Source organism: Pseudomonas salmasensis (genome assembly GCF_014268375.2).
Taxonomy (GTDB): Bacteria; Pseudomonadota; Gammaproteobacteria; order Pseudomonadales; family Pseudomonadaceae; genus Aquipseudomonas; species Aquipseudomonas salmasensis.
Genome location: NZ_CP077083.1, coordinates 4,921,763 through 4,946,945 on the forward strand (window position 1 = coordinate 4,921,763; position 25,183 = coordinate 4,946,945).

The 25,183-nt window shown below is 58.8% G+C and carries 23 protein-coding genes and 1 pseudogene; 17 read left to right on the top strand and 7 right to left on the bottom strand.

Annotation, left to right across the window (positions count from 1 at the left end; translation table 11 throughout):
* Positions 1 to 38: 38 nt before the first annotated feature.
* Positions 39 to 224 carry a hypothetical protein gene (locus HU731_RS22055; protein WP_003189066.1) on the top strand — a complete coding sequence of 62 codons (186 nt, stop codon included), beginning with the start codon at positions 39 to 41 and terminating at the stop codon, positions 222 to 224.
* 54 nt (positions 225 to 278) lie between these two features.
* Here the strand turns inward: HU731_RS22055 and HU731_RS22060 are convergent, their stop codons facing one another.
* Positions 279 to 1,904 (bottom strand): glucan biosynthesis protein D, encoded by a 1,626-nt coding sequence (locus HU731_RS22060; protein WP_186605467.1) that lies wholly within the window; start codon positions 1,902 to 1,904, stop codon positions 279 to 281.
* 304 nt (positions 1,905 to 2,208) lie between these two features.
* Between HU731_RS22060 and HU731_RS22065 the strand changes: the two genes are divergently transcribed.
* The 8 genes from HU731_RS22065 (at position 2,209) to HU731_RS22100 (ending at position 12,060) form a co-directional block, all read left to right on the top strand.
* Positions 2,209 to 2,916: a tellurite resistance TerB family protein gene (locus tag HU731_RS22065; RefSeq protein WP_186605469.1), complete on the top strand. Its 708-nt coding sequence runs from the start codon at positions 2,209 to 2,211 to the stop codon at positions 2,914 to 2,916.
* A 715-nt stretch (positions 2,917 to 3,631) separates the two neighbouring features.
* Positions 3,632 to 5,254 carry a methyl-accepting chemotaxis protein gene (locus HU731_RS22070; protein WP_003189070.1) on the top strand — a complete coding sequence of 541 codons (1,623 nt, stop codon included), beginning with the start codon at positions 3,632 to 3,634 and terminating at the stop codon, positions 5,252 to 5,254.
* Complete coding sequence (locus HU731_RS22075) at positions 5,254 to 5,766, top strand: chemotaxis protein CheW (RefSeq protein WP_034126504.1); 513 nt, start codon at positions 5,254 to 5,256, stop codon at positions 5,764 to 5,766. Before HU731_RS22070 ends, HU731_RS22075 begins: the two co-directional genes overlap by 1 nt.
* Positions 5,763 to 7,025: a CheR family methyltransferase gene (locus HU731_RS22080; protein WP_186605471.1), complete on the top strand. Its 1,263-nt coding sequence runs from the start codon at positions 5,763 to 5,765 to the stop codon at positions 7,023 to 7,025. The genes HU731_RS22075 and HU731_RS22080 overlap by 4 nt, the downstream gene beginning before the upstream one ends.
* The gene (locus tag HU731_RS22085; RefSeq protein ID WP_186605473.1) at positions 7,022 to 7,723 is read left to right on the top strand and encodes a chemotaxis protein CheW; all 702 of its coding nucleotides are present in this window, start codon (positions 7,022 to 7,024) and stop codon (positions 7,721 to 7,723) included. Before HU731_RS22080 ends, HU731_RS22085 begins: the two co-directional genes overlap by 4 nt.
* Complete coding sequence (locus HU731_RS22090; RefSeq protein ID WP_186605475.1) at positions 7,720 to 9,999, top strand: hybrid sensor histidine kinase/response regulator; 2,280 nt, start codon at positions 7,720 to 7,722, stop codon at positions 9,997 to 9,999. Before HU731_RS22085 ends, HU731_RS22090 begins: the two co-directional genes overlap by 4 nt.
* Positions 9,996 to 11,006, top strand: coding sequence for a chemotaxis response regulator protein-glutamate methylesterase (locus tag HU731_RS22095; RefSeq protein ID WP_003189079.1), 1,011 nt, complete (start codon positions 9,996 to 9,998; stop codon positions 11,004 to 11,006). Before HU731_RS22090 ends, HU731_RS22095 begins: the two co-directional genes overlap by 4 nt.
* Positions 11,007 to 11,058: 52 nt before the next feature.
* Positions 11,059 to 12,060, top strand: coding sequence for a response regulator (locus HU731_RS22100; protein WP_044272245.1), 1,002 nt, complete (start codon positions 11,059 to 11,061; stop codon positions 12,058 to 12,060).
* Between the two features lie 144 nt (positions 12,061 to 12,204).
* On the opposite strand, the gene HU731_RS22105 is transcribed toward HU731_RS22100, so the two are convergent.
* The gene (locus tag HU731_RS22105) at positions 12,205 to 12,459 is read right to left on the bottom strand and encodes a bacteriocin immunity protein (RefSeq protein ID WP_103733596.1); all 255 of its coding nucleotides are present in this window, start codon (positions 12,457 to 12,459) and stop codon (positions 12,205 to 12,207) included.
* 44 nt (positions 12,460 to 12,503) lie between these two features.
* Here HU731_RS22105 and HU731_RS22110 point away from each other — a divergent pair.
* Positions 12,504 to 12,659: pseudogene (locus tag HU731_RS22110) on the top strand (diguanylate cyclase domain-containing protein); the annotation flags it as partial.
* Between the two features lie 144 nt (positions 12,660 to 12,803).
* Here HU731_RS22110 and HU731_RS22115 read toward each other — a convergent pair.
* Positions 12,804 to 13,070: a bacteriocin immunity protein gene (locus HU731_RS22115; RefSeq protein ID WP_186605477.1), complete on the bottom strand. Its 267-nt coding sequence runs from the start codon at positions 13,068 to 13,070 to the stop codon at positions 12,804 to 12,806.
* Positions 13,067 to 15,340: a pyocin-S2/colicin E7-DNase domain-containing protein gene (locus HU731_RS22120; RefSeq protein WP_186605479.1), complete on the bottom strand. Its 2,274-nt coding sequence runs from the start codon at positions 15,338 to 15,340 to the stop codon at positions 13,067 to 13,069. Before HU731_RS22120 ends, HU731_RS22115 begins: the two co-directional genes overlap by 4 nt.
* 531 nt (positions 15,341 to 15,871) lie before the next feature.
* Between HU731_RS22120 and prfB the strand changes: the two genes are divergently transcribed.
* From prfB to HU731_RS22155, 7 genes are all read left to right on the top strand, one after another.
* Positions 15,872 to 16,967 (top strand): peptide chain release factor 2 gene (gene prfB / locus HU731_RS22125; RefSeq protein WP_096001736.1). Its coding sequence is split into 2 segments (ribosomal slippage): positions 15,872 to 15,943 and positions 15,945 to 16,967, totalling 1,095 coding nucleotides; the frame shifts between segments, so codons are not numbered across the junction.
* Between the two features lie 81 nt (positions 16,968 to 17,048).
* Positions 17,049 to 18,551, top strand: a complete 1,503-nt coding sequence (lysS, locus tag HU731_RS22130; protein WP_003189082.1) for a lysine--tRNA ligase — start codon at positions 17,049 to 17,051, stop codon at positions 18,549 to 18,551.
* 143 nt (positions 18,552 to 18,694) lie between these two features.
* Positions 18,695 to 19,411, top strand: a complete 717-nt coding sequence (locus HU731_RS22135; RefSeq protein WP_186605481.1) for a TetR/AcrR family transcriptional regulator — start codon at positions 18,695 to 18,697, stop codon at positions 19,409 to 19,411.
* Positions 19,412 to 19,463: 52 nt separating this feature from the next.
* Positions 19,464 to 20,741, top strand: coding sequence for a flavohemoglobin expression-modulating QEGLA motif protein (locus HU731_RS22140; RefSeq protein WP_161906682.1), 1,278 nt, complete (start codon positions 19,464 to 19,466; stop codon positions 20,739 to 20,741).
* Positions 20,742 to 20,887: 146 nt separating this feature from the next.
* The gene (locus HU731_RS22145) at positions 20,888 to 21,793 is read left to right on the top strand and encodes an alpha/beta hydrolase (RefSeq protein WP_186605483.1); all 906 of its coding nucleotides are present in this window, start codon (positions 20,888 to 20,890) and stop codon (positions 21,791 to 21,793) included.
* Positions 21,790 to 22,116 (top strand): PA3694 family proteiin, encoded by a 327-nt coding sequence (locus tag HU731_RS22150; RefSeq protein WP_003172217.1) that lies wholly within the window; start codon positions 21,790 to 21,792, stop codon positions 22,114 to 22,116. Before HU731_RS22145 ends, HU731_RS22150 begins: the two co-directional genes overlap by 4 nt.
* 175 nt (positions 22,117 to 22,291) lie before the next feature.
* Positions 22,292 to 22,678, top strand: a complete 387-nt coding sequence (locus HU731_RS22155; protein ID WP_186605485.1) for a hypothetical protein — start codon at positions 22,292 to 22,294, stop codon at positions 22,676 to 22,678.
* A 550-nt stretch (positions 22,679 to 23,228) separates the two neighbouring features.
* Here the strand turns inward: HU731_RS22155 and lptF are convergent.
* From lptF to HU731_RS22170, 3 genes are all read right to left on the bottom strand, one after another.
* A complete protein-coding gene (gene lptF / locus HU731_RS22160; RefSeq protein ID WP_003189093.1) occupies positions 23,229 to 24,014 on the bottom strand; it encodes a lipotoxin F family OmpA-related lipoprotein LptF in 786 nt (261 codons plus the stop codon).
* 56 nt (positions 24,015 to 24,070) lie between these two features.
* Positions 24,071 to 24,496 (bottom strand): DUF4398 domain-containing protein, encoded by a 426-nt coding sequence (locus tag HU731_RS22165; protein WP_003189094.1) that lies wholly within the window; start codon positions 24,494 to 24,496, stop codon positions 24,071 to 24,073.
* 283 nt (positions 24,497 to 24,779) lie between these two features.
* Positions 24,780 to 25,124 (bottom strand): hypothetical protein, encoded by a 345-nt coding sequence (locus HU731_RS22170; protein ID WP_014717206.1) that lies wholly within the window; start codon positions 25,122 to 25,124, stop codon positions 24,780 to 24,782.
* Between the last annotated feature and the right edge of the window lie 59 nt (positions 25,125 to 25,183).

Below are 25,183 nucleotides of genomic sequence, written 5' to 3' on the forward strand. Positions count from 1 at the left end.
CACCAGGAGTGTTTGACTGATATCAGGAGTAGCGGTCCATGGCCAAGTCCTATGGCGTAGCGGGTGCGGTGGCGTCTTTTCTGAGCCGCCGGATGTCCTTGCGGGGTCGAAGGTTGAGTTCAGATGAAATGGAGTTGCTGGCGCAATACCGGGCGCTGACCGAGAGCGATCAGGTGGCGATGCGCTATCTGATTGGCGCGATGAAAAGCGTGTCGCGGTTCTGAGCCAAATCCGATCATTCCCACGTTATTGCGTGGGAATGATCGTGCAGTGTGGCATCAGGTGTACTTGCGTTGCTCTGGCGCAGGCGGGAAGTACTGATACAGCCAGGTTTCACTTAGGGTGCGGTCCTGGGTGCGAATAAACAGGCGTAGCTCGACCGGCTCCACGCTGTCGCTGGTGGGGTACCAGTCGAACAGGATGCGGTAACCCTTGATGTTGTCCAGCACCAGCACGCTGAAGTCCTTTACCTCACCGTGGGAGCAGGTCACCACAGGCTCGATGCCGGTGCCCGCCGGCAGGCGATCCAGGCCGCCGCCCTTGAAGTCCACGGCAAAGCGCCGCGCCCATACCTTCGGATAATGCTCGCCGGGTGCCCAGCCTTCGGTGAAGCCGCCCATGCCCGAGCGGGTCGCGTCGACCTGTGCCAGCGGCGTGCTCACCGGCGGCAATGCACTCCAGTACAGCTTGTAGCCATAGTTGAGCGAATCACCGGCGGCCACGGGCTTTTTCGGGGTCCAGAAGGCCACGATATTGTCCAGGGTTTCGCCAGTGGTGGGGATTTCCAGCAGGTCGATCGAGCCTTCGCCCCAGGCCGTGGTCGGTTCAACCCACAGGCTTGGGCGTTTGCTGTACCAGTCGACGGTGTCCTGGTAGCTGGCGAACTCATGGTCGGTCTGCACCAGGCCGAAGCCTTTGGGGTCGGTGTCGGCGAACGCATTGAATTGCAGCTTGGCCGGGTTGTTCAGGGGCCGGCAGACCCATTCGCCGTTGCCGCGCCACATGGCCAAGCGGTCGGAGTCGTGGATTTGCGGGTGGATGGTGTCGCACATGCGGCGCTCATGGGTGCCGCAGCTGAACATACTGGTCATAGGCGCGATGCCCAATTGTTCGATGGCGGTGCGCGCATTGATGTGCGCGTCGATCGCCATCACCACTTGGTCCGCCTGGCAGTCGATGTCGAATCGATAGGCGCCGGTGGCGCTTGGCGAGTCGAGCAGGGCGTAGACCACAAAACGCGTGGCGTTCTTGTCCGGGGTTTCGAACCAGAACTGCGTGAAATCGGGAAATTCCTCGCGTTTTTTCGCGTAGGTATCAATCGCCAGGCCACGCGCCGAGAGGCCGTACTGGCCGGTGGAATCCACCGCACGGAAGTAGCTGGCGCCGAGAAACGACAGCACATCATGGCGGTCCAGCTCCGGCGCCTTGAACAGCTTGAAACCGGAGAAACCCAGGTCGCCGGTCAGTTGCTGGGTGTCCACCGTGGTTTTTTCATAGTTGAACAGCGAAGGGCGAAAGTGCACTTCGCGGGCTTCACGGGTCTTGGGGTCGACGCTGTGCATGCGCACCGGCGTTTTGAAACCCATGCCGACGTGGAAGAACTGCACGTCCAGTTGGCCGTTCAACTCCCTCCACAGCGAATGGTTACGGTCATAGCCAATGGCGTTGAAATTCTGCGGGGTCATGGTGGCCAGGGTCGGCGGCAGCACCTGCTTAGTGTCCTGGTAGCCACGGGTGGCCAATTGCTTGGCCTGGGCCTTGAGCGATTCGAAATCGAACGCCACGGCCTTGCCATCGGCAGCCCGATTCCCGGCCCAGGCCTGCGCGGCCAGCAGGCCACTGGCCGACAAACCGGTGTAAGCCGCAATGGCCATGGATGCTTTGAGCAAATTCCTGCGGTGCATAGAGACAACCTGTCGTGAGCAAATCCCGCGCCGTTCCTGGCACGTAGCGGATCAGAAATAACGGTTCGGACATGCCTTCGGCCAAACGCAACGGACAATAAACAGACGCCGGATAGCTTAAGCGGTTCGATGAACAAGGCAAATTGATTGATGGCGGGATGATGGCGTTGCATGTGCAACAAGACATTTCCAGCATCGCAGTAGAACGTTACATCTGGAAGCACTCTAGATCGCGGCTTTTTGGCACTTAGCCTTACGCTGGAGGCCTATTGGTCCTACGAACCCAAGTGTCTGGAGGCTACGAATGAATACCCGTGGATTGCTCGATCAGTTGCTCAAGTCTGGCCAGGACATGTTGCAAAACAAGGCCGGCGGCCAACGCAAGTCCAATGACAAGGGCGCCCTCGGCGGCTTGCTCAGCGGTGGCGGGCTCGGCAGCATGCTCGGCGGTGCCGGCGGCGGCGCCCTGGCAGCGGGAGCCATGGGCTTGCTGCTGGGTAACAAGAAAGCACGCAAATTCGGCGGCAAGGCGCTCACCTACGGCGGCCTGGCCGCACTCGGTGTGATTGCCTACAAGGCTTACGGCAACTGGCAAGCCCAACAGGCCAGCGCCCCCCAAGGCGAGCCGCAAACCATCGACCGTCTGCCACCGGCCCAGGTGGAGCAACACAGCCAGGGCATTCTCAAGGCACTGGTAGCCGCGGCCAAGGCTGACGGGCATGTGGATGAGCGCGAGCGCGCCTTGATCGAAGGCGAATTTACCAAGCTGGATAACGACCAGGAACTGCAACACTGGCTACACGCCGAACTCAACAAACCCCTGGACCCCACCGACGTCGCCCGCGCCGCCAGCACCCCGGAAATGGCCGCCGAAATGTACATCGCCAGCGTGATGCTGGTGGACGAAGAAAACTTCATGGAAAAAGCCTACCTGGACGAACTGGCCCGCCAGCTGAAACTTGAACCAGGCTTGAAGCTGGAGTTGGAAAAACAAGTACGGCTTAACGCGTAAATAGGGCCACACGCCAGTCAAACCTGTGGGAGCGGGCATTGCTCGCGAATGCGCTAGACCAGTCACTCTATTTCCGACTGACTCACCCCATCGCGGCATAGGTACCCACACCGTAACCACGATGCGAAGCGAACCGCTCTTGCTCTTGCTCTTGATCTGCTTTTGATCTTGATCTTAGGCGCCCCGTCAAACCACGCTGGCCGGAATTCGACAGGGATTTGGGGGGTAAACCGGCAGGGATGCCGGTTTAGCCGCCCCGCGCCATGGATGGCGCGTGGCGGCGGCCCCCCAAATCACTGGCGGATTACGGGCACACCGAGCCTAGGCGAGGTGCCGAGTGGTGGGGCAAGAGCGTTTTGCTTACTTTGCCGCTTTTGCAAAGTGAGCCGCCGTCAGGGCGGAACCCTAAGTGGCCGTTACCGCAGGAATGGATATGTACTCGGTATAGCTGTGTCGGCTGGAAGGCCGTCATCGCAGGCAAGCCAGCTCCCACATTTGGATCCTGGGGTGTCAGGTAGAGATGCGTCGGCAGTCAGGCCGCCACGGGAGCAAGCTCCCTCGCCACAGGTCCAGCGCCGTACCAAAATTGTGTAGATACCTATGGCCAACGCAAGCACATCTGCATTCTGTGCACTGCACATCAAAAGCCTTGATAAAAGCGCGCAGCCGCTCAGCTATACTCCCCTCCATTTGAATGGCCCTGCGAGGAATTACTGTGAAGAACTGGACCCTGCGCCAAAGGATTTTGGCGAGCTTTGCGGTAATTATCGCGATCATGCTGCTGATGGTCGTGGTCTCGTATTCGCGCCTGCTGAAAATCGAAATCAGCGAAAACTCAGTCCGAGACGATGCGGTGCCCGGGGTGTTTTTCAGCTCGATGATTCGCAGCGCCTGGGTCGACAGCTACCTGCAAACCCAGGAGTTGGTCGGCATCCACGAGAATCAGGGTATTTCCGAAACCGACAAACAGGATTACAAGTCTTTCGAAGCGCGGCTTGAGCAACATATGGCCAGCTACGCAGGGACGATCAATATCACCCAGGATCGCACCGAATTCGATGCCTTCGAAAAACTGCACCAGAACTACAACCAGATTCTCGCCCAGGTCCTGGCGGCCCATCAGAGCAATAACGCAGCCGAAGCGCTGCGGTTGTTCAACGAGCAACTGACCCCCGCCTGGACCGCAGGCCGCATGAAGCTCAACGACATTATCAATGAGAACAAACAGGTCGCCGACAACGCCACCGCCGCCATTGATGATGCGGTAGCGGCCGCGAAGATCAGCATGGGCGTCTCGCTGTTGCTGGCGATTCTCGCCGCCGCGCTGTGCGGCCTGTTGCTGATGCGCGCGATCATGGCGCCGATGCAGCGCATCGTTCAAATCCTCGAAGTCATGCGCACCGGCGACCTGAGCAAGCGCCTTAACCTGGAGCGCAAGGACGAATTCAACGCGGTTGAAACCGGCTTCAACGACATGATGACCGAGCTGACAGCCCTGGTGTCCCAAGCGCAGCGTTCATCGGTGCAGGTCACTACCTCGGTCACCGAGATTGCCGCGACTTCCAAGCAGCAGCAGGCGACTGCTACCGAAACGGCAGCGACGACCACCGAAATCGGCGCCACTTCCCGCGAAATCGCCGCCACGTCCAAAGACTTGGTCCGCACCATGACCGAAGTGTCCACCGCCGCCGATCAGGCCTCGGTAGCAGCAGGTTCCGGCCAGCAGGGCCTGGCCCGCATGGAAGAGACCATGCACTCGGTGATGGGGGCTGCCGACCTGGTCAACGCCAAGCTGGCGATCCTCAATGAGAAGGCCGGCAACATCAACCAAGTGGTAGTGACTATCGTCAAGGTGGCCGACCAGACCAACCTGTTGTCCCTGAATGCGGCCATCGAGGCAGAGAAAGCCGGTGAATACGGGCGCGGCTTTGCCGTGGTTGCCACCGAAGTGCGCCGCCTGGCCGATCAGACCGCCGTGGCGACTTACGACATCGAACAGATGGTGCGCGAGATCCAGTCGGCGGTGTCGGCGGGGGTGATGGGCATGGACAAGTTCTCCGAGGAGGTGCGCCGGGGCATGTCTGAGGTGCAACAAGTGGGCGAGCAACTGTCGCAGATCATCCATCAGGTACAAGCTTTGGCGCCGCGGGTGTTGATGGTCAACGAAGGCATGCAGGCCCAGGCCACCGGCGCCGAGCAGATCAACCACGCGCTGGTGCAATTGGGCGATGCCAGCAGCCAGACCGTCGAATCCCTGCGTCAGGCCAGCTTTGCCATTGATGAACTGAGCCAGGTTGCGGTCGGTCTGCGCAGCGGCGTCTCGCGTTTCAAAGTCTGATGAGCGAGCTCGCGGCTAAACGCGGTGCCGTCCCGGCAGCGAAAAAGGCGTTGTTCCTGGTGTTTCGCATCGGCAACGAACGCTTTGCCCTCAAGGCCACCGAAGTGGCCGAGGTGCTGCCGCGCCTGGCGCTCAAACCTATCGCCCAAGCGCCCTTATGGGTGGCGGGTATCTTCGCCCATCGTGGGGTGCTGGTGCCGGTCATCGACTTGAGCGCGCTGACCTTCGGCACTTCGGCCCAGGCGCGCACCAGTACGCGCCTGGTGTTGGTCAATTATCAACCGCAGCCCTGGAGTGAAGCGCGTTGGCTGGGGCTGATCCTGGAACAGGCCACCGACACCCTGCGTTGCGACCCCGCCGAGTTCCAGCCCTATGGCCTGGACAACCGGCAGGCGCCGTACCTGGGGCCGGTGCGTGAAGATGCCCAGGGCTTGATGCAGTGGATTGGCGTTGCGGATCTGTTGACCGCGCCAGTGCGCGCCTTGCTGTTTTCCGCCGAGTTGAGCCTATGAGCAATGACCCGCGGTTTTTCGCGTTTTTGAAAGAACGCATCGGCCTGGACGTCGCTTCGGTGGGCGAGGCGATTATCGAACGCGCGGTGCGCCAGCGCTGCCAGTCGTCCCAGTCGCCGTCGGCGCAGGCTTACTGGCAACACCTGCAAACCTCCCATGACGAGCAGCAGGCGCTGATCGAAGCGGTGATCGTCCCCGAGACCTGGTTTTTCCGCTATCCCGAATCCTTTGCCACCCTGGCCCGCCTGGCCCAGGTGCGTCTGGCCGAGATCAATCAGCTGCGCGCCCTGCGTATTCTCAGCCTGCCGTGTTCGACCGGCGAAGAGCCCTATTCGATTGCCATGGCTTTGCTCGATGCGGGTTTGGCGCCCCACCAGTTCAAAGTGCAGGGCATGGACGTCAGCCCGCTCTCGGTGGAGCGCGCGCGTCGGGGTGTGTACGGCAAGAACTCGTTTCGCGGCGCCGACCTTGAGTTTCGTGACCGCCACTTCACTGAAGACGCAGGTAATTACCGCATCGCCGACCGGGTACGCGAACAAGTGCGCCTGCAAGTCGGCAACTTGCTGGACCCGGCACTGCTGGCGAACGAGCCAACCTACGATTTTGTGTTCTGCCGCAACCTGCTGATCTACTTCGACCAGCCGACCCAGAAACAAGTTTTTGATGTGCTCAAGGCGTTGACTCACGTAGACGGCGTGCTGTTTATCGGCCCGGCCGAGGGCAGCCTGCTGGGGCGCCACGGCATGCGCTCCATCGGTGTGCCGCAGTCCTTTGCTTTCAGTCGGCATGTTGAACCGACCCCGCCGCCAGCACCTGTGGTCAAACCGACGCCCGCGCCGCTACCGCAGCGCAGGGCGGCGCCGATACCGCTCAAGCCGCGGCCGTTCAGCACGGTCAGCCCCCACGTGCCACCGGTCAAAGTAGTGCCTACCGATGCCGGGGATCTGCTCAGCCAGATCGCAACCCTGGCCAACGAGGGCAAAAGTGCCGAGGCCCGTGCGGCCTGCGAGCGGTATTTGAGCAGCCACCCACCGGCCGCCCAGGTGTTTTACTGGTTGGGGCTGCTCAGCGATGTGGCTGGCAGTGCCCTGGAGGCCCAGGGGTACTATCGAAAAGCCCTGTATCTGGAACCGCAGCATCCCCAGGCCCTGATGCACCTGGCCGCGTTGCTCGAGTCCCAGGGCGACAGTGCCGGCGCGCGTCGTCTTCAGGCACGCGCCGCCCGTAGCGAGCGAGCTGACAGTGAGTCCAAACGATGAGTAGCCCTGACGTGCTCGACACCGCAGGCCTGGACCTGACGCTGACCGATAGCCAAGCCATTGACGACTGTTGGAACCGCATCGGTATTCATGGCGACAAGTCCTGCCCGTTGTTGGCCGAGCACATCCACTGCCGCAATTGCTCGGTGTATTCCGCCGCCGCCACGCGCCTGCTTGACCGCTACGCCCTGCAACAGGACGACCATCACGCGCAGGCAACTGCCGAAGCGGATAACGAGGTGGTCACCCGTTCGCTGTTGATGTTCCGCCTCGGCGAAGAATGGCTCGGTATCGCCACCCGCTGCCTGGTGGAAGTGGCGCCGTTGCAGCCAATTCACTCGCTGCCGCACCAGCGCTCCCGGGCGCTGCTGGGCGTGGCCAACGTACGCGGGGCGCTGGTGGCATGCCTGTCACTGGTGGAACTGTTGGGCCTGGACAGCACCAGTACCGGCGCCAGCGGCGGGCGGATCATGCCGCGCATGCTGATCATCGCTGCCCAGGACGGCCCGGTCGTGGTACCGGTGGATGAGGTAGACGGCATCCACGCCATTGATGAGCGTACCTTGAAGGCCGCGTCGGTTTCCGGTACCCAGGCCAGCGCCCGCTACACCCAAGGCGTGTTGCAGTGGAAAGGCCGCAGCCTGCGCTGGCTGGACGAAGCGCAATTGTTGTCCGCCGTGACCCGGAGCCTCGCATGACCCCCGACCAGATGCGCGATGCCTCGCTGTTGGAACTGTTCAGCCTGGAAGCCGATGCGCAGACCCAGGTGCTGAGCGCGGGCCTGCTGGCGCTGGAGCGCAACCCGACCCAGGCCGACCAGCTCGAAGCCTGCATGCGCGCCGCGCATTCACTCAAAGGGGCGGCGCGGATTGTCGGCGTGGATGCCGGGGTCAGCGTGGCCCATGTCATGGAAGACTGCCTGGTCAGCGCCCAGGAAGGCCGCCTGTACCTGCAACCTGAACATATCGACGCGTTGCTGCAAGGCACCGACCTACTGATGCGTATCGCCACCCCGGGCAACGATGTGGGGCCGGCGGATATCGAGGCGTACGTTGCGCTGATGGAGCGCTTGCTCGACCCCTCGCAGCCGATTGCCACGCCGGTGCCAAAAACCGAGCCCATCTCCGCGCCGCGGATTGACGCCTTGCTGCTGGAGCCTGAGCTGGAGCCCGCGCCACCGCTCGGCAGTGAAGCGCCGCGCCAGAACAAGCGCATGACCGAAGGCGGCGAGCGTGTGCTGCGGGTCACAGCCGAGCGCTTGAACAGCCTGTTGGACTTGTCCAGCAAATCCCTGGTGGAAACCCAGCGGCTCAAGCCATACCTGGCCAGTCTGCAGCGGCTCAAGCGCATTCAGAGCAACAGCTTGCGTGCCCTCGACGCCCTGGATGGCCAGCTCAAATCCCTGGATTTGAACCTGGAAGCCCAGGAAGCCCTGGCCGATACCCGTCGCCTGCTGAGTGAAGCCCAGGCCCTGCTGGCGGAAAAAAACGCCGAGCTGGATGAGTTCGGCTGGCAGGCCGGCCAGCGCGCCCAGGTGCTCTACGACACCGCATTGGCCTGCCGCATGCGGCCGTTTGCCGATGTGCTGGCCGGCCAGGTGCGCATGGTGCGTGATCTCGGTCGCAGCCTGGGCAAGCAAGTGCGCCTGGAGATCGAGGGCGAAAAGACCCAGGTCGACCGTGACGTGCTGGAAAAACTCGAGGCCCCGCTCACCCATTTATTGCGCAATGCGGTCGACCACGGTATCGAAACCCCTGAGCAGCGCGTGCTGGCGGGCAAACCGGCCGAAGGCTTGATTCGCCTGCGCGCGTCCCATCAGGCCGGGCTGCTGGTGCTGGAGTTGAGCGATGACGGCAACGGTGTCGACCTCGAGCGCCTGCGCGGCACCATTGTCGACCGGAATTTGTCGCCGGTGGAAACGGCCCTGCGCCTGAGCGAAGAAGAACTGCTCACGTTCCTGTTCCTGCCGGGGTTCAGCCTGCGTGACAAGGTCACCGAAGTGTCCGGGCGCGGTGTGGGCCTGGACGCGGTGCAGCACATGGTTCGCCAGTTGCGCGGCGCGGTGGTGCTGGAACAGACAGCAGGGCAGGGCAGTCGCTTCCATCTGGAGGTGCCGTTGACCTTGTCCGTGGTGCGCAGCCTGGTGGTGGAGGTCGGCGAAGAAGCCTATGCCTTTCCCCTGGCGCATATCGAACGCATGTGCGACCTGGCCCCCGACGATATCGTGCAGTTGGAAGGCCGCCAGCACTTCTGGCATGAGGGCCGTCATGTCGGCCTGGTTGCCGCCAGCCAGTTGCTGCAGCGCCCGCCGGGGCAGACCCCGTCAGATACCTTGAAAGTGGTGGTGATCCGCGAGCGCGATGCCGTGTACGGGATTGCCGTGGAGCGCTTTATCGGCGAGCGCACCCTGGTGGTGTTGCCACTGGATGATCGCCTGGGCAAGGTCCAGGACATTTCCGCCGGAGCCCTGCTCGATGACGGCTCCGTGGTGTTGATCGTCGACGTCGAAGACATGCTGCGCTCGGTGGACAAATTGCTCAACACCGGCCGCCTGGAGCGCATCGCCCGGCGCAGCCAGCAGGCCACCGAAGCGCCGCGCAAGCGTGTGCTGGTGGTGGACGACTCACTGACGGTGCGCGAGCTGCAACGCAAATTGTTACTCAACCGTGGTTATGAAGTTGCCGTGGCGGTCGATGGCATGGATGGCTGGAACGCATTGCGCTCCGAGGACTTCGACCTGCTTATCACGGATATTGATATGCCTCGCATGGACGGTATTGAATTGGTCACACTTTTGCGCCGTGACAGTCGCCTGCAATCGTTGCCGGTGATGGTGGTTTCCTACAAGGATCGTGAAGAAGACCGCCGCCGTGGCCTCGACGCCGGGGCCGACTATTATCTAGCCAAAGCCAGTTTCCATGACGACGCCTTGCTCGACGCCGTGGTTGAACTGATTGGAGGCGCCCGGGCATGAGGATTGCGATCGTCAATGACATGCCCCTGGCGGTGGAGGCCTTGCGCCGCGCCCTGAGTTACGAGCCCGCCCACGAGGTGGTGTGGGTGGCCAGCAATGGCCTGGAAGCGGTGCAGCGTTGCGCCGAGCTGACCCCGGACCTGATCCTGATGGACTTGATCATGCCGGTGATGGACGGTGTGGAGGCCACCCGCCAGATCATGGCCGACACGCCTTGCCCGATTGTGATTGTCACTGTCGACCGCCAGGCCAACGTCAGCCGCGTATTTGAAGCCATGGGCCATGGCGCCCTGGATGTGGTGGACACCCCGGCACTGGGCGTGGGCAACCCCAAGGATGCGGCGGCGCCCCTGCTGCGCAAGATCCTCAATATTGGCTGGCTGATCGGCCAGCGCGGCACGCGGGTGCGTGCCGAAACCCCGCCGCAGAGGGTCACTGGCAAGCGTCAACGGCTGGTGGCGATTGGATCTTCCGCCGGTGGGCCGGCGGCTCTGGAAGTGCTGCTCAAGGGGTTGCCCCGGGATTTTCCCGCCGCCATCGTGCTGGTGCAGCATGTGGACCAGGTGTTTGCCGCCGGCATGGCCGAATGGCTGAGCAGCGCTTCCGGCCTGCCGGTGCGCCTGGCCTGTGAAGGCGAGCCGCCTCAACCCGGCGTGGTATTGCTGGCCGGCACCAACCACCATATTCGCTTGTTGAAAAATGGCACGCTAGCCTATACCGCAGAGCCGGTGAACGAGATTTACCGGCCGTCGATCGACGTATTTTTCGAAAGCGTCGCCAGCCACTGGAACGGTGACGCCGTCGGCGTGTTGCTCACCGGCATGGGGCGCGACGGCGCCCAGGGCCTCAAGCTGATGCGCGAACAAGGATATTTGACCATCGCCCAGGACCAACAGAGCTCGGCGGTGTATGGCATGCCCAAAGCGGCGGCGGCGATTGATGCTGCTGTTGAAATTCGCCCACTGGATAGAATTGCGCCCCGATTGCTGGAGGTCTTTGCAAAATGAACAAGAATCTCCCGCCGTGCTGGCTTGCAGGTAGTAATTCAGGTGACTGCACATGAATGATTTACAGCTCGACGACTTCAAGACCGACGAAAACGCCGCCATGGTGTTGCTGGTCGACGACCAGGCCATGATCGGTGAAGCCGTGCGGCGTGGCCTGGCCCATGAAGAAAACATCGACTTCCACTTTTGCGCCGACCCGCACCAGGCCATTGCCCAGGCGATCCGCATCAAGCCTACGGTGATCCTGCAAGACCTGGTGATGCCGGGCCTGGACGGCCTGACCCTGGTGCGCGAGTACCGCAATCACCCGGCCACCGCGAATATCCCGATCATTGTGCTGTCCACCAAAGAGGACCCGCTGATCAAGAGCGCGGCCTTTGCGGCCGGGGCCAACGATTACCTGGTCAAGCTGCCGGACAACATCGAACTGGTGGCGCGCATCCGCTATCACTCGCGCTCCTACATGACCCTGTTGCAGCGCGACGCAGCCTACCGCGCGTTGCGCGTCAGCCAGCAACAGTTGCTGGACACCAACCTGGTGCTGCAACGCCTGATGAACTCCGACGGCCTGACCGGGCTGTCCAACCGCCGCCACTTCGACGAATACCTGGAGCTGGAATGGCGCCGCGCCATGCGCGACCAGACCCAGCTGTCGTTGCTGATGATCGACGTGGACTTCTTCAAGACCTTCAACGACAGCTTCGGCCACGTCGAGGGCGACGAAGCCTTGCGCAAAGTCGCCAACACCATCCGTGAAGCCAGCAGCCGACCTTCGGATTTGCCGGCGCGCTACGGCGGCGAAGAGTTCGCGCTGGTCCTGCCCAGCACCTCGCCGGGCGGCGCACGCCTGGTCGCGGAAAAACTGCGCATGGCGGTGGCGGCATTGAAAATCCCGCACATCGCCCCGGCTGAAGGTGCCAGCCTGACCATCAGTATTGGGCTGTCGACGTTGACGCCGGCTCAGGGCACGGACTGTCGGCAGTTGATCATGGCGGCGGACAAGGGGTTGTACACGGCCAAGAACAATGGGCGTAATCAGGTGGGTATCGAGTAATTAGAGGCCAACTTCAATGTGAGAGGGGGACTTCCCCCTTGCACTCCTGAGTTTCGTACTCATCCGAATTGATTACATATGAAACGTTTTTGAGCTAAGACATCTGCCATCGTTGTAGAGCCGATGGCAGGGGGCAGGACGGCGTTATTCTATTCTGAATCCAGGCTTGCCATTATTCGCCCGCCACTCTTTGACCTCTTTTACAATGCCTTCTGGGCTGTCCTCTCTACCATCTCTTGGGTAGTAGATTAGATCTGCTCCGTCCGGGTGCTCCGTCAGGCGTTCAAACTCGAAAACCATTTCAATGTCTTCTTCTTCGGTGCGAACGCTGCTGTCACAAAGAGAGATTACAAAGCTTAAAAACTCGCTTTCTGTGTACTCGGAAATTGATGTTTTCATCTTAATTACCTTCGCCGTGAATACGCTTGTGAAGTTTTGGAACATCAGCCCCGGTTGAAGGTGCCAGCCTGACCATCAGTATTGGGCTGTCGACGGTGACGCTGGTCCAGGGTACGGACTGCCGGCAGTTGATCATGGCGGCGGACAAGGGACTGTACACGGCCAAGCATAATGGGCGTAATCAGGTTGGTATCGAATGACCCGAGGGCTGTACACCAATTCAAATGTGGGAAGGTTGCCCCTCACACATTTAAACTTCAGAGTTTTTCCTGGTTTAGAAAAAAACGTAGGGGCGTTGAGTAGAAACGCCGCTCTAAATATCAGTAGTTTAATGGCCGTATTTATTATGGCTCAACCTTAAATCCAGGCTTGTTATTGGTGGCTCGCCAGTTTTCAACTCTTTCAGTTATGGCTTCAATTGTACTTTCTGCATCCGATGCGGCGTAATAAATAAGGTCTGTTCCTGCCGGGTGTTCAGTAATTAACTCAAAGTGTTGCAAAAGCTTATCTAGTCGCTCATCGGTTGGAGCGGTGTTTTCCTTGAATATTTCTTGCATGAGTAGTAGAAACTCATCTTTTGTATACTCGGAAAAGCTTTGTTTGAGTTTCATTGTTTGGCTCCTTTCTTATGAAGTTCCATGTGACGTTTAGGGGTTAATATGCGTAAATTTTCAGCATTATAGACATCACCACCCTTCGAAACTTCTGTCAGATGATGAATTTCAAAGGAAGTGCGGCTTCCTAACGCGCCTGATTTCTTTGTCTTAGCTGCTTTTCCTGTCGCCATACGCTCTCGATTCAGAATGATGAACTGTTCGGATAGCTCAGAGTCTGCTGCCACAGCACGCCAAAGGGCTTCTCTATATGTCTTAAAGTTTTTGAATTCCCTTCCACGTAGTAGATCGGCAATTTGGGAGGGGATAGGAGCACCCTCTGCCTCAGTTGGCGCTCCGAGCCAAATGCCTGTGACTGTTTGTCCGGTCCCCGTAGCAACTCCTGGTTCCTCCCGCCTATCCCTAAACATCACATAGATGGGAGGCAGTCCCGAATCTATTGGGAACACGGTTATGAAATCATCAAAACTGGCCTCCCTAATTCCCGGAAACGAATCAATCCTGACTTCAACTGGAGTAACCGTAGCGCCAGCGTAAATGGGGGGATCAGACTCGCCAATGGGCAGCGTTGTTGAGCTATCCCCAGGGGCAACGATAGGTGTCCAAATCAACGTTCTTGGTGGAATGTCACTTGTCGTGACGGTGTATACCTTCTGCCCAGGATCATAGGTCGCAGCAACCACATTGACCTTGGAAGGCACGCTTGCACCATCGGCGTTGACCACAAAAACTTCTGACCGCCCATCCGCAGCCGTCTTCGAACTCATTCGAACCGGCAGGTCGATTGTGCCGTTGACTGCCGAACTTATCGTCGACTCGTCGAGGTCTGGTACCAAGGTTGAGATCGGTGTGCCAAGCGCATAACGCTCTGGAAGTTCTCCGTTCGCGAGTTTGGGAGAATAGATCAGCGCTGAAACACCGACCATTAAGCCACTGGCTGTACTGGCGGCCAACTCCGTCAATGCGGCCACTGCTGACCCAATAGCGGCTCGCAGCGTGACGGTAACCCCCTCTGCTGTAGCGATAGTCCCGACTGAGGTCATGACTATCGCTTGAGTCGCAGCAGCAGTGCCCGACAGTCGATAGGTATTGGCTACTCGTACCGCTTCAATACGCGCCTGGGCCGTTGCTATCTGCTGCGCACGTTCCGCGAGGTCGCTGATTGCATTGGAGGCGTTGGCAAGAAACCGCGCGGACTCTGACTTCAGCACAAAGTCATGATGGCTGAGCCATCTCACCCCAAGAGCGGTATTCTGCTGCAGATAAATAAGCTGTTTGAGTCCCTCAAGCTCGGGTTTGCTCAGTGGCGGTGTAACCCGTGGGTTGGCTGCGGGATAGTAAATCATCAACCCGTTCCGGTTTATGGCTAACGGTGGGTCAATCGGTTTGATCGCAGCCATCGTTTCTACGATCATTTTGTCCAGTGTGTTTTTGTAAAGCATGAGGGTCTGGTTGGGTGTCAATCCAACGACCGAACCGGCAAGAGAGGCGAGTTCCACCTGCAGGTATTCCGGCAGCAACTGCACCTGAATTTCCAACTCATCTGCAATGGCCTTCAGATACTCATTGTGTAAATTTGCCCAGCCAGGATCATGTTCGGCTAAATTGGCCTCCAGCGTTTGCCGGGCCTTTGCCAACCCTGAAAGTTTTTTAGTCAGAATGTCTATGGAGAGCGAGAGAGCCTTGAGTTCTTGTGCGGCCCTCCAGACGTTGTCGTAAAGTGTGTAGGCATCGCCCAGATTTTTTATTGGGTCAGAAGAGGCAAGCGTTTCACGTAGCTTTGTATACGTTAAGTTTTCCATCAGGTAAAAAGGGCTTTGATCATAGAGCCCATAGATGAGTGGCGCAGTACTGGCGTATTTGGATTTTTTCGCGTCGATGATTTCAAATGCGATTTTTTGATCGAGAATGGCTGAGGCTGTCTCTGTGAGTGCCTGTGAAGCTTTCGCGGCGTGCTGTTTCTCTGCGAGTTCGCGTTCAGTGTCAGTAGTGAGCGTTGCGAACCGTGCGCTGTACTCCGCGTCAATCAAGGATTGATTGTACTTTTGCTCTCCAATGAAATCGGCGGTGGTGCTAGGGAAGTCAAACTGCTTGAAGCGGCTGCGGTCTCCTTCACCTCGACGTGGTCCTTCTTGAAGGCCCCAGCCATCTCCACTTCCTACGTAGCCTCCGCCTTCACCACCCCAATAAGTGTTTCGTCTCCCTGCGGTAATTATCGTCGGTTTGAGTTCTAAAGGTTGTCCTGGCTGCCACCCTTGTTGTGCCATAGGGCCTCTCCATTTTTATGAGAGTGATCGTTAGAGTTTGTGCGTCCTGAAGAAAAAAACTCAGGCGCTTTGATCAAACTTATTTGAGAGGGAAGAAAGAAAAAACTGATGGCGTTTTGATTTGATTTTATGCGTGTAGGAGTCTTTGTAAGACGGTTCTGAAACTGATGTATTTATATTCTTGTATGTTTGTGACTTGAGTCTTAGGATGATTTGGCTAGAAACCTAATTGTTTGTTTTTATTGGAGTGGGTTGGTTTGTGGTCTTTTAGGCAGGCTCTGATTTGATTTTTCAAATTATTTGTATAAACAGATGAGCGGTCTGGTTTTAGCGAGTAGTAGGTCGGGTTTTCTAACGCGCGGCATCGTCAACCTATAGGAAATGCTGTGATGGTCGCGTGTCTGTCACCGAAGCAAGCGTGACGAGAGGGAAGCGCTGTCTTGGCAGAATCGACCAAGCGGGCTGCCGTTTCCAGCCGTTTGCCGTTATACTCGCCGGCTTTCAAAAGTTCGCCAACGAGTGCTGCCCGCCATGGAAATCAACCCGATCCTTAACACCATCAAGGACCTGTCCGAGCGCTCCGAAACTATTCGGGGGTATCTTTGACTACGATCAAAAGCATGAGCGTCTGACCGAGGTCAATCGCGAGCTTGAAGATCCGAGTGTCTGGAACAAACCTGAATACGCCCAGGAACTGGGGCGCGAGCGCGCTGCGCTGGCACAGATCGTCGATACCCTCGACGAACTGAACACCGGCCTGGGTGATTGCCGCGACCTGCTGGACATGGCCGTCGAAGAAAACGACGAAGGCGCAGTGGGCGATGTTGTCGCCGAGCTGGCCCGTCTCGAGGAAAACCTCGCCAAGCTTGAATTCCGCCGCATGTTCAGCCATGAAATGGACCCGAACAACGCCTACCTGGATATCCAGGCCGGTTCCGGCGGCACCGAGGCCCAGGACTGGGCCAACATCCTGCTGCGCATGTACCTGCGCTGGGCCGACAAACGCGGTTTCGACGCGACCATCATGGAACTGTCCGCCGGTGAAGTGGCCGGTATCAAGGGCGCGACCGTGCACATCAAGGGCGAATACGCCTTTGGCTGGCTGCGCACAGAGATTGGCGTGCACCGCCTGGTGCGCAAGAGCCCGTTCGACTCCGGCAACCGTCGCCACACCTCATTCTCTGCGGTGTTCGTCTCGCCAGAGATCGACGACAAGGTGGAAATCGAGATCAACCCGGCCGACCTGCGGATCGACACCTACCGTTCCTCCGGTGCCGGTGGCCAGCACGTAAACACCACTGACTCGGCCGTACGTATTACCCACGTACCGACCAACACCGTGGTCAGTTGCCAGAACGAACGTTCCCAGCACGCCAACAAGGACACCGCCATGAAAATGCTGCGGGCCAAGTTGTACGAGCAGGAAATGCAGAAGCGCAACGCCGCTTCCCAGGCGCTGGAAGACACCAAGTCGGATATCGGCTGGGGCCACCAGATCCGTTCGTACGTGCTCGATGCCTCGCGGATCAAGGATCTGCGCACTAACATCGAACGCAGCGACTGCGACAAGGTACTCGACGGCGATATCGACGAATACCTGGAAGCCAGCCTGAAATCCGGCCTCTAAATTATTCTGTAGGAGCGGGCTTGCCCGCGATCCCCAGCCGAAGGTTGGGGAAAACGTACCTGTGATGGAATTTCAAAAGACATGAGCGACCAACAACTCGACCCGCAAGCCCTGCAACAGGAAGAAAACTCCCTGATCGCCCTGCGCAAGGAAAAGCTTGCTGCCGAGCGCGCCAAGGGTAACGCCTTCCCCAACGACTTCCGCCGCGACAACTACTGCGATGCCTTGCAGAAGCAATACGCGGACAAGACCAAGGAAGAACTGGCAGAGGCTGCGATCCCGGTCAAGGTGGCAGGTCGCATCATGCTTAACCGTGGCTCGTTCATGGTGATCCAGGACATGACCGGTCGCATCCAGGTCTACGTCAACCGCAAGACCCTGTCCGAAGAAACTCTGGCCTCGGTGAAAACCTGGGACATGGGCGACATCATCGCAGCCGAAGGCACCCTGGCCCGTTCCGGCAAGGGCGACCTGTACGTCGAGATGACCAACGTGCGCCTGCTGACCAAGTCCCTGCGCCCGCTGCCAGACAAGCACCACGGCCTGACCGACACCGAACAGCGCTATCGCCAGCGCTACGTTGACCTGATCGTCAACGAAGACGTGCGCCAGACCTTCCGCGTGCGTTCGCAAGTCATTGCCCACATCCGCAGCTTCCTGATGCAGCGTGACTTCCTGGAAGTGGAAACCCCGATGCTGCAGACCATCCCCGGTGGTGCCGCAGCCAAGCCGTTCGAAACCCACCACAACGCGCTGGACATGGAAATGTTCCTGCGTATCGCGCCGGAGCTGTACCTCAAGCGTCTTGTTGTTGGCGGCTTTGAAAAGGTGTTTGAGATCAACCGCAACTTCCGTAACGAAGGCGTCTCGACCCGTCACAACCCAGAATTCACCATGTTGGAGTTCTACCAGGCCTACGCCGACTACGAAGACAACATGGACCTGACCGAAGAACTGTTCCGCGAGCTGGCACAGCTGGTGCTGGGCAGCACCGACGTGCCGTACGGCGACAAGGTGTTCCACTTCGGTGAGCCGTTCGTGCGCCTGTCGGTGTTCGACTCGATCCTCAAGTACAACCCCGAGCTGACCGCTGACGACCTCAACGACATCGACAAGGCTCGTGCCATTGCCAAGAAAGCTGGCGCCAAGGTGCTGGGCTTCGAAGGCCTGGGCAAGCTGCAGGTGATGATTTTCGAAGAGCTGGTGGAGCACAAGCTGGAGCAGCCGCACTTCATTACCCAGTACCCGTTCGAAGTGTCGCCGCTGGCCCGTCGCAACGACGACAACCCGAACGTCACCGACCGTTTCGAGCTGTTCATCGGTGGCCGCGAAATCGCCAACGCCTATTCCGAGCTTAATGACGCGGAAGACCAGGCCGAGCGTTTCATGGCCCAGGTGGCCGACAAGGACGCCGGTGACGACGAAGCCATGCACTACGATGCAGACTTCGTGCGGGCCTTGGAATACGGCATGCCGCCCACCGCCGGTGAAGGCATCGGCATCGACCGTCTGGTGATGTTGTTGACCAACTCGCCGTCGATCCGCGACGTGATCCTGTTCCCGCACATGCGGCCACAAGCGTAACCGTAGCGAAATCCGAAGCCGCCTTTTATAAGGCGGCTTTTTTATGTGGCCTGTTCAAGTGGTGTTCGTCAGTGATCATTCCCACGCTCTGCGTGGGAATGCACCCTGTGACGCTCCGCGTCACCTCTAAAGGAAGAAGTGTGGTGAACCGCGTAATAGCTCAAGAAGGTGCCGCCGGCATTGCTGCTGCCGTGGCTGAAAGCGTTCAGTACCAGGGCCGCAAGGCCAGTCGGCGGGGCAGCGAGCAACGCCGGCAAGACATTCTCGATGCGGCCATGCGTATCGTCGTGCGCGATGGCGTGCGCGCCGTACGTCACCGGGCAGTGGCGGCAGAGGCGGGAGTGCCGCTGTCGGCCACCACCTATTACTTCAAAGACATCGACGACCTGCTCACCGATACCTTCGCCCAGTACGTGGAACGCAGCGCCGCGTTCATGGGCAAGCTGTGGGTGCGCAACGAAGGCCTGTTGCGCGAGATGGTCGCCTATGGCGACGGCAGCGCGCAGTCGCGCTCGCAACTGGCCGATGACATCGCGCGCCTGACCGCCGACTATGTGCTGCGCCAACTGACCAACCGCCGCGAATACCTGATGGCCGAGCAGGCCTTTCGCCAGGAAGCCCTGCTGAACCCGCGCCTGGCCGAACTGGTACGTTCCCATCAACAGATCCTGTTGCAGGGCACCGGGCAGTTTTTCCAGGTATTGGGTTCCCGTGAGCCGCAGCAGGATGCCAAGGTGTTGACGGCTATCATCAGTCGGATGGAATATCAGGGCCTGTTGGGCGGCGCAGAGCCTCTGACCGGTGAAGAGATGCTTGAAATTCTCAAGCGTTACATGCACCTGGTATTGGCCTCGGTCTAGCCCAGTGCGCTACCTGCGCGTGGGCCAATAACGTTTAAAGAGGAAGCACCGGGTGGACGATTACCAGCAGACGATACGCACCTTGTCCGATCGCATTGTGCTGGCGCAAACACCGATCCGCGTCCTCGATGCGGTGAAATGGGACGATAACATTCGCCAGGGATTCCTCAAGGCCAAGGGCAAGGCGATGCCTGCCGTAGACCGTGATTACTACCTGAACCGGCCGCTATCGTTCGATTCCAGTGCGGTGAAGCTGGAATTCCAGAACATCGAGCGTGACATTACCCGTCGCCTTGGGCAATTCAGTCCGGTGGGGCAGATCATGCGGCGCATGTGCCGCGAATACCGCATGGTGGTGCGCATGCTTGAAGCGCGCGGCACCGAGGACTTCGGCCTGATTTCCCAGGAGCTGTACGGCGCTGCCTCCGATGCGTTTCACGCCGGTGACCCGACCCTGGCCGACCTTGGCCTGATGCTCTCCGACTACCTGAACAACATCGACGGCCGGGGCGACCTCAAGGACGAAGCCAAGACCCTCACCGCCAAGGATGCGGTCAGCCTGCTGCAAACCCGTCTGAACAAGGTGTTTGGCGAAGCGGAGGAGACCATTCGGGTATTCGAGTCCGATGGCATCGTCGCCGATGCCGCGGCGGGTGCCGACTACATCAAGATCCGCGCCGACGCGATGTTCAACGACCGCGACGTGCGCGCCCTCGAAGTGCATGAAGGCCTGGTGCATGTGGGCACCACCCTTAACGGCCAGAACCAGCCGATCTGCACGTTCCTGTCCAAGGGCCCGCCGTCGTCCACCGTCACCCAGGAAGGCCTGGCGATCCTGATGGAAATCATCACGTTTGCCTCCTACCCCAGCCGCCTGCGCAAGCTCACCAACCGTACCCGCGCCATCCATATGGTGGAGGAGGGGGCCGACTTTCTGCAGGTGTTCGAATTCTTCCGCGAGCAAGGCTTTGAAATGGCCGAAAGCTATGGCAATGCCAGCCGGGTATTCCGGGGTTCGGTGCCCACCGGGCTGCCATTTACCAAGGATTTGTCCTACCTCAAGGGCTTTATCATGGTCTACAACTACATCCAGCTCGCCGTACGCAAAGGCAAGCTGGAACAGGTGCCGCTGCTGTTCTGCGGCAAGACCACCCTTGAAGACATGCGTACCCTGCGCCAGTTGGTCGACGAAGGCCTGGTGGTGCCGCCCAAGTACCTGCCAGAGCAGTTTCGAGACATGAACGCGCTGGCGGCCTGGATGTGCTTCTCCAACTTCCTCAACCACTTGAGCCTGGATCGGATCGAGGCGGATTACTCCAATATCCTCTGACCCGCAATCCAATTTGTAGGAGCGAGCTTGCTCGCGAAGAACGCTCAGGCACCGAGTTTCTTCAGTATTAGTGCGTTATCGTTGACGATCTTCGCGAGCAAGCTCGCTCCTACAGTGGGGCGTCAATCACCATGAGGCTTCAACGGATGAGAATCCTCGGCATTTTATGCCTGCTACTCACATTGAACGGCTGCAGCGCCTTGCTGTTCTACCCCGAGCCCGGCCTGCCCTTCACCCCGGAAAAAGCCCACCTGCAATACCGCGACGTCACGCTCACCACCGCGGACGGGGTGAAGCTGCACGCCTGGTGGCTGCCGGCCAAACCCGGTGTACCGCTCAAGGGCACCGTCCTGCATTTGCACGGCAACGGCGGTAACCTCGCCTGGCACTTGGGGGGCAGTTGGTGGTTGCCGGAGCAGGGCTATCAAGTGCTGTTGCTGGACTATCGCGGTTATGGGCTGTCGCAAGGCAAGCCATCGTTGCCGGCGGTCTACCAAGATATCGACGCCGTATTCAGCTGGATCGACAAGGCGCCTGAAACCCAAGGTCAGCCGCTCATTATCCTCGGCCAAAGCCTGGGCGGTGCACTGGCCGTGCATTACCTGGCAGCCCACCCGGAGCGTCAAGCTCAACTGAAAGCCTTGGTACTGGACGGCGTGCCAGCCAGTTATCGTGACGTAGGACAATTCGCCCTGAGCACTTCGTGGTTAACCTGGCCGTTGCAGGTGCCGCTGTCGTGGCTGGTGCCTGACGGTGACAGTGCGATCAATGCCATGCCTCGGTTGGCGGGCGTGCCCAAGTTGCTGTTCCACAGCCTGGATGATCCGATTGTGCCGGTGGCCAATGGCATCCGCCTGTATCAAGCGGCACCACCGCCCAGGGTGCTGCAGCTTACCCGCGGCGGCCATGTACAGACCTTTGCCGACAAAACCTGGCAGACCGTCATGCTGCGTTATCTGGACGATCCGCAGCACTTCAACGGCCTGCGTCGCCTGGGCGAGATTCCGAATTACCCTATTCCTAAAATTGATTCATCAGAGAGCCCGCAATGAGCGAAGAACGCAACATGATCCCGCTGATCCTCACTGGCATCGGTACCATCATTGGTACCGTCGGCTGCCTGTGGTACTACGGCTACCTGCACTTCGCCAAGCCGGAAGATGCGTTGCTGCTCAGCGACTTCACCATGCTCAAGACCGTGCCGGGTGAGGATTACAAAATCTCCCTGACTCCGGCCGCGCAAGTGGCGCAGTGCGTTGACGGTGTGTTGGTGATGTTTGACACCGAGCAGAAAGGCTTGAGCGGCGTGCTGGTGAACAATAAGAAGCAGGCCGTGCGTTGCATGGGCCAGGAAACCCCGCAGCTACAACAGTGAGCCCGGGTCTTCGCGTGGTATGAAAAACACCGTTGAGTGTGCAGGTTAGCCGCTCAGGGATCGCCCGAACCTTTTTTATAGGCTGGAACCATCTTCACCCGTGCGCCACAGATGATGGACTGATTGGTCTGGCTGATCAGTCCACTTTCATTTATCACTCTGGAGTACGCGTTTTATGAATGGTATTGGCGCAGCATCTTCAGCTGGCGTGGGCAATTCGGGAGGCGCCCAGGGCCCTTCGCAAAGTCTTGATCAGCAAATTCAACAGCTCAAACAGCTAATTGAAGCTAAACGCGGCGAAGGTTCGCAAGATTCTGGTTCTGGTTCTGGTTCTGGTTCTGGTGGCTCCGGTGGCTCCAAGGGCGCTGGAGGCGCTCAAGGTTCCGGTGGCTCCCAAGGCGCTGGCGGGCATGACAGTCTCGAAGAGTTGCTTGAAAAACTGCAGAAGCTGCTGGCAGAAAAACAGGCGGCCCAAGGTGCACAAGGCGGTGAAGGTGGCGCATCGGGCCAAGGCCAAATTCAGATCGACGGTGCAGAGAGTCAAGGCTCGATCAACTACTGATCGGGATCCCTCCCAGAGCCCGCCTTTTAGCGGTGGTTTTTCATATCAGCGGCCTTACAGACATCATCGACGTGCCAGGATCTCGTAACGAAATTGTTTGGAACCCAATTGCGTCTGATGCCACAAAGGGCAATGTAATTACGCGAAGTGGGGGCGGGAAGGCAGTGATAAGAATTGATGCGATATGCAATATGCTGGCCATGGCCAGGGCGCATCAGGCGTTGGAGCGGGCGGATGCGCAAGAACAGGCGCGTAATCAGTTGGCAGGTTGCTCAACTGATACTTCCCGTCATAACAACAAGATAACGCCGCCAGATGAAGATACTGATCGCAAGATCAAGTTTCCCTAGTCAAAAAAACCACCGTTTCTGGTGGTTTTTTTTCGTTTCAATTTTATCCATCAACAATGGGCGACAGCGCTCGTGAATACCATGGGGGCATGTCCAACGCAGCAGCGTCGGATACTTCAATTACTAAAGCTTGAATTCGCTTTCATGAGCGGCAACGAAAAAGCCCCGCCTAAAGGCGGGGCTTTTTACCAGGCTATTGATCAGTTAGCGACGGAAGACCGTGGCTTGACCGGCTGGTTGTCGTTGGAGATGGTCACTTCAACGCGACGGTTCATGGCACGGCCGGAAACGCTGCCGTTATCGGCAACCGGGTATTCCTTGCCATAACCCTGGGTCACGATGCGCGAGATATCCACGCCTTGTTGAGCCAGTGCACGTTGAACGGAAGCAGCACGACGCTCAGACAGGCTCTGGTTGTACGAGTCAGAACCGGTGCTGTCGGTGTAGCCTTCAACGATCACTTTACGGTCTGGGTTATCGCGCAGGAACTGAGCCAGTTTGGTGATGTTCACCAGGCCGCTGGACTTCAGGTCGGACTTGTTGGTAGCGAACAGCACGTCACCGAACGTCACCAGGGTGCCGCGATCGGTTTGCTTGGCGTTCAAGCTGTTTTGCAGTTGCTTGATTTGCGCATCACGAGCGTCCAGCAGGGCGCGGGCACGTTCGTCACCGGCGTTTTTCAGCTTGGCTTCGGATTCGCGCAGGACGATGGTGTCCTTGGCCACTTCAACGCGCTGGTTGGTCAGGTAGGCCAGTTGGTCGACTTTCTTCTCGTCTTCCTTGTCGCGGTAGGCCTTGTCAGCCTTGTCCAGCCAGTCGCTGGCGTCTTTGGTTTCCAGCGCGGCCAGCTTGGTGGCTTGCGGGTTGGTTTGCAGGGACGAGAAATTGGTCCGCGCATTTTCCAGGTTCGCGTTCGGCGGGGTGGAGCAGGCCGCCAAGGCAACGCTCATCGCCAGCAGGGCAGGGATCATCAATTGTTTACGCATAGTCGTGTCGTCCTTTCAATTCGATATCAGGTGCGATGCAGTCAAGAGGCTGCGGCTTACTTCTGCATGATTGCAGCTGGGCGCATGCCTTCTTTACGCAGCTCGTCAACAGCCTTCTGGGAATCCTTCACAGCCTGTTGAGCCTTGGCAGCCTGGGCTTTACGCTCAGCGACGCGGGCATCCCACTCGGCTTGTTCAGCCAGTTGGCGAGCCTTGTCGTAGTTCTTGTCGTGCATGGCAATCTCAGCTTCTTTGAGCTTGTCCTGGGCCGACTTCATTTCCACCGCCGCGTACTCGGTGCCGCCGGCGCTGACTGCGCTGTTGACGGCCGATTGGGTCACGGCGTACTGCTCGGTTGGAGGGTTGCCGGCGCAGCCCGCCAGAACGAAGCTGGTGCCGATTGCCAGCGCGGCCAATTTGAGCCCGCGCAGGTGGTTAAACGAGGATTTGGCAGTGCTGGTGTTCATCGTCTTCAACTCCATTGGATAACTCCTGAAAAACATTAAAATCCATCGGGGCGTATCGATTTCGGGCCCGTCGGTAAAGCACATGGCGTCCGTTCAAACGACCGTTCCACACGTGATGGCTACTGGCTGTGACCGGAGGCTTTTTTCAAAAGTTCAGCGGATATGGCGATTTGCCTAAAAAAATATCTGACTGACTGGTCAATGTTTAAAAAATGGAACTTTCGCGGCGTGTGGCGGTACCTCCGGGCCTGTAAAAGGCCCGGAATACGTGGGTTTAATTGACGTCAATAAATGTTTATCAGTGCTTTTGTTCGTCAGCAACGGCTGACAAATCATGCAAGTGGCGACGGGATAAAGTGAGAAAACGTGGGGTGGGGCCGACGTCTTCATACAGCGGGTCACCCTCTTCATCGGTGGCGATCACCTGCTGGCCCTGGATGTAGGGAAAGCTGGCTTCCAGCTCTTCAAGGGCGGCGCCGATCAGCTCGCCGAGCAGTTCTTCGACGTGGCGCTTGGGGTACATCTCGGCAATGGCGGCCAGCCGGGCGGCGGCTTCCACATCCAGATGAATCGCGTATTCAGTTTTCGTCAGGCGGCCCTTGGCGGTTTCTTCCCAATGCTGGGCCAGTTCTCGAATTTTCATGGCTACCTCAATAAAGCCCGCAATCGCAGGCGGTGATGAGTGACCAGCCGCCTGCGTGA

Coding starts and splice junctions, on each gene's coding strand:
- HU731_RS22150 (WP_003172217.1), top strand. CDS start 21,790: ATGAGCGAAGAACGCAACATGATCCCGCTGATCCTCACTGGCATCGGT.
- HU731_RS22165 (WP_003189094.1), bottom strand. CDS start 24,496: ATGGAGTTGAAGACGATGAACACCAGCACTGCCAAATCCTCGTTTAAC.
- HU731_RS22090 (WP_186605475.1), top strand. CDS start 7,720: ATGACCCCCGACCAGATGCGCGATGCCTCGCTGTTGGAACTGTTCAGC.
- HU731_RS22060 (WP_186605467.1), bottom strand. CDS start 1,904: ATGCACCGCAGGAATTTGCTCAAAGCATCCATGGCCATTGCGGCTTAC.
- HU731_RS22075 (WP_034126504.1), top strand. CDS start 5,254: ATGAGCGAGCTCGCGGCTAAACGCGGTGCCGTCCCGGCAGCGAAAAAG.
- lysS (WP_003189082.1), top strand. CDS start 17,049: ATGAGCGACCAACAACTCGACCCGCAAGCCCTGCAACAGGAAGAAAAC.
- HU731_RS22170 (WP_014717206.1), bottom strand. CDS start 25,124: ATGAAAATTCGAGAACTGGCCCAGCATTGGGAAGAAACCGCCAAGGGC.
- HU731_RS22065 (WP_186605469.1), top strand. CDS start 2,209: ATGAATACCCGTGGATTGCTCGATCAGTTGCTCAAGTCTGGCCAGGAC.
- HU731_RS22085 (WP_186605473.1), top strand. CDS start 7,022: ATGAGTAGCCCTGACGTGCTCGACACCGCAGGCCTGGACCTGACGCTG.
- HU731_RS22100 (WP_044272245.1), top strand. CDS start 11,059: ATGAATGATTTACAGCTCGACGACTTCAAGACCGACGAAAACGCCGCC.
- HU731_RS22155 (WP_186605485.1), top strand. CDS start 22,292: ATGAATGGTATTGGCGCAGCATCTTCAGCTGGCGTGGGCAATTCGGGA.
- HU731_RS22055 (WP_003189066.1), top strand. CDS start 39: ATGGCCAAGTCCTATGGCGTAGCGGGTGCGGTGGCGTCTTTTCTGAGC.
- HU731_RS22080 (WP_186605471.1), top strand. CDS start 5,763: ATGAGCAATGACCCGCGGTTTTTCGCGTTTTTGAAAGAACGCATCGGC.
- HU731_RS22095 (WP_003189079.1), top strand. CDS start 9,996: ATGAGGATTGCGATCGTCAATGACATGCCCCTGGCGGTGGAGGCCTTG.
- HU731_RS22120 (WP_186605479.1), bottom strand. CDS start 15,340: ATGGCACAACAAGGGTGGCAGCCAGGACAACCTTTAGAACTCAAACCG.
- HU731_RS22105 (WP_103733596.1), bottom strand. CDS start 12,459: ATGAAAACATCAATTTCCGAGTACACAGAAAGCGAGTTTTTAAGCTTT.
- HU731_RS22145 (WP_186605483.1), top strand. CDS start 20,888: ATGAGAATCCTCGGCATTTTATGCCTGCTACTCACATTGAACGGCTGC.
- lptF (WP_003189093.1), bottom strand. CDS start 24,014: ATGCGTAAACAATTGATGATCCCTGCCCTGCTGGCGATGAGCGTTGCC.
- HU731_RS22115 (WP_186605477.1), bottom strand. CDS start 13,070: ATGAAACTCAAACAAAGCTTTTCCGAGTATACAAAAGATGAGTTTCTA.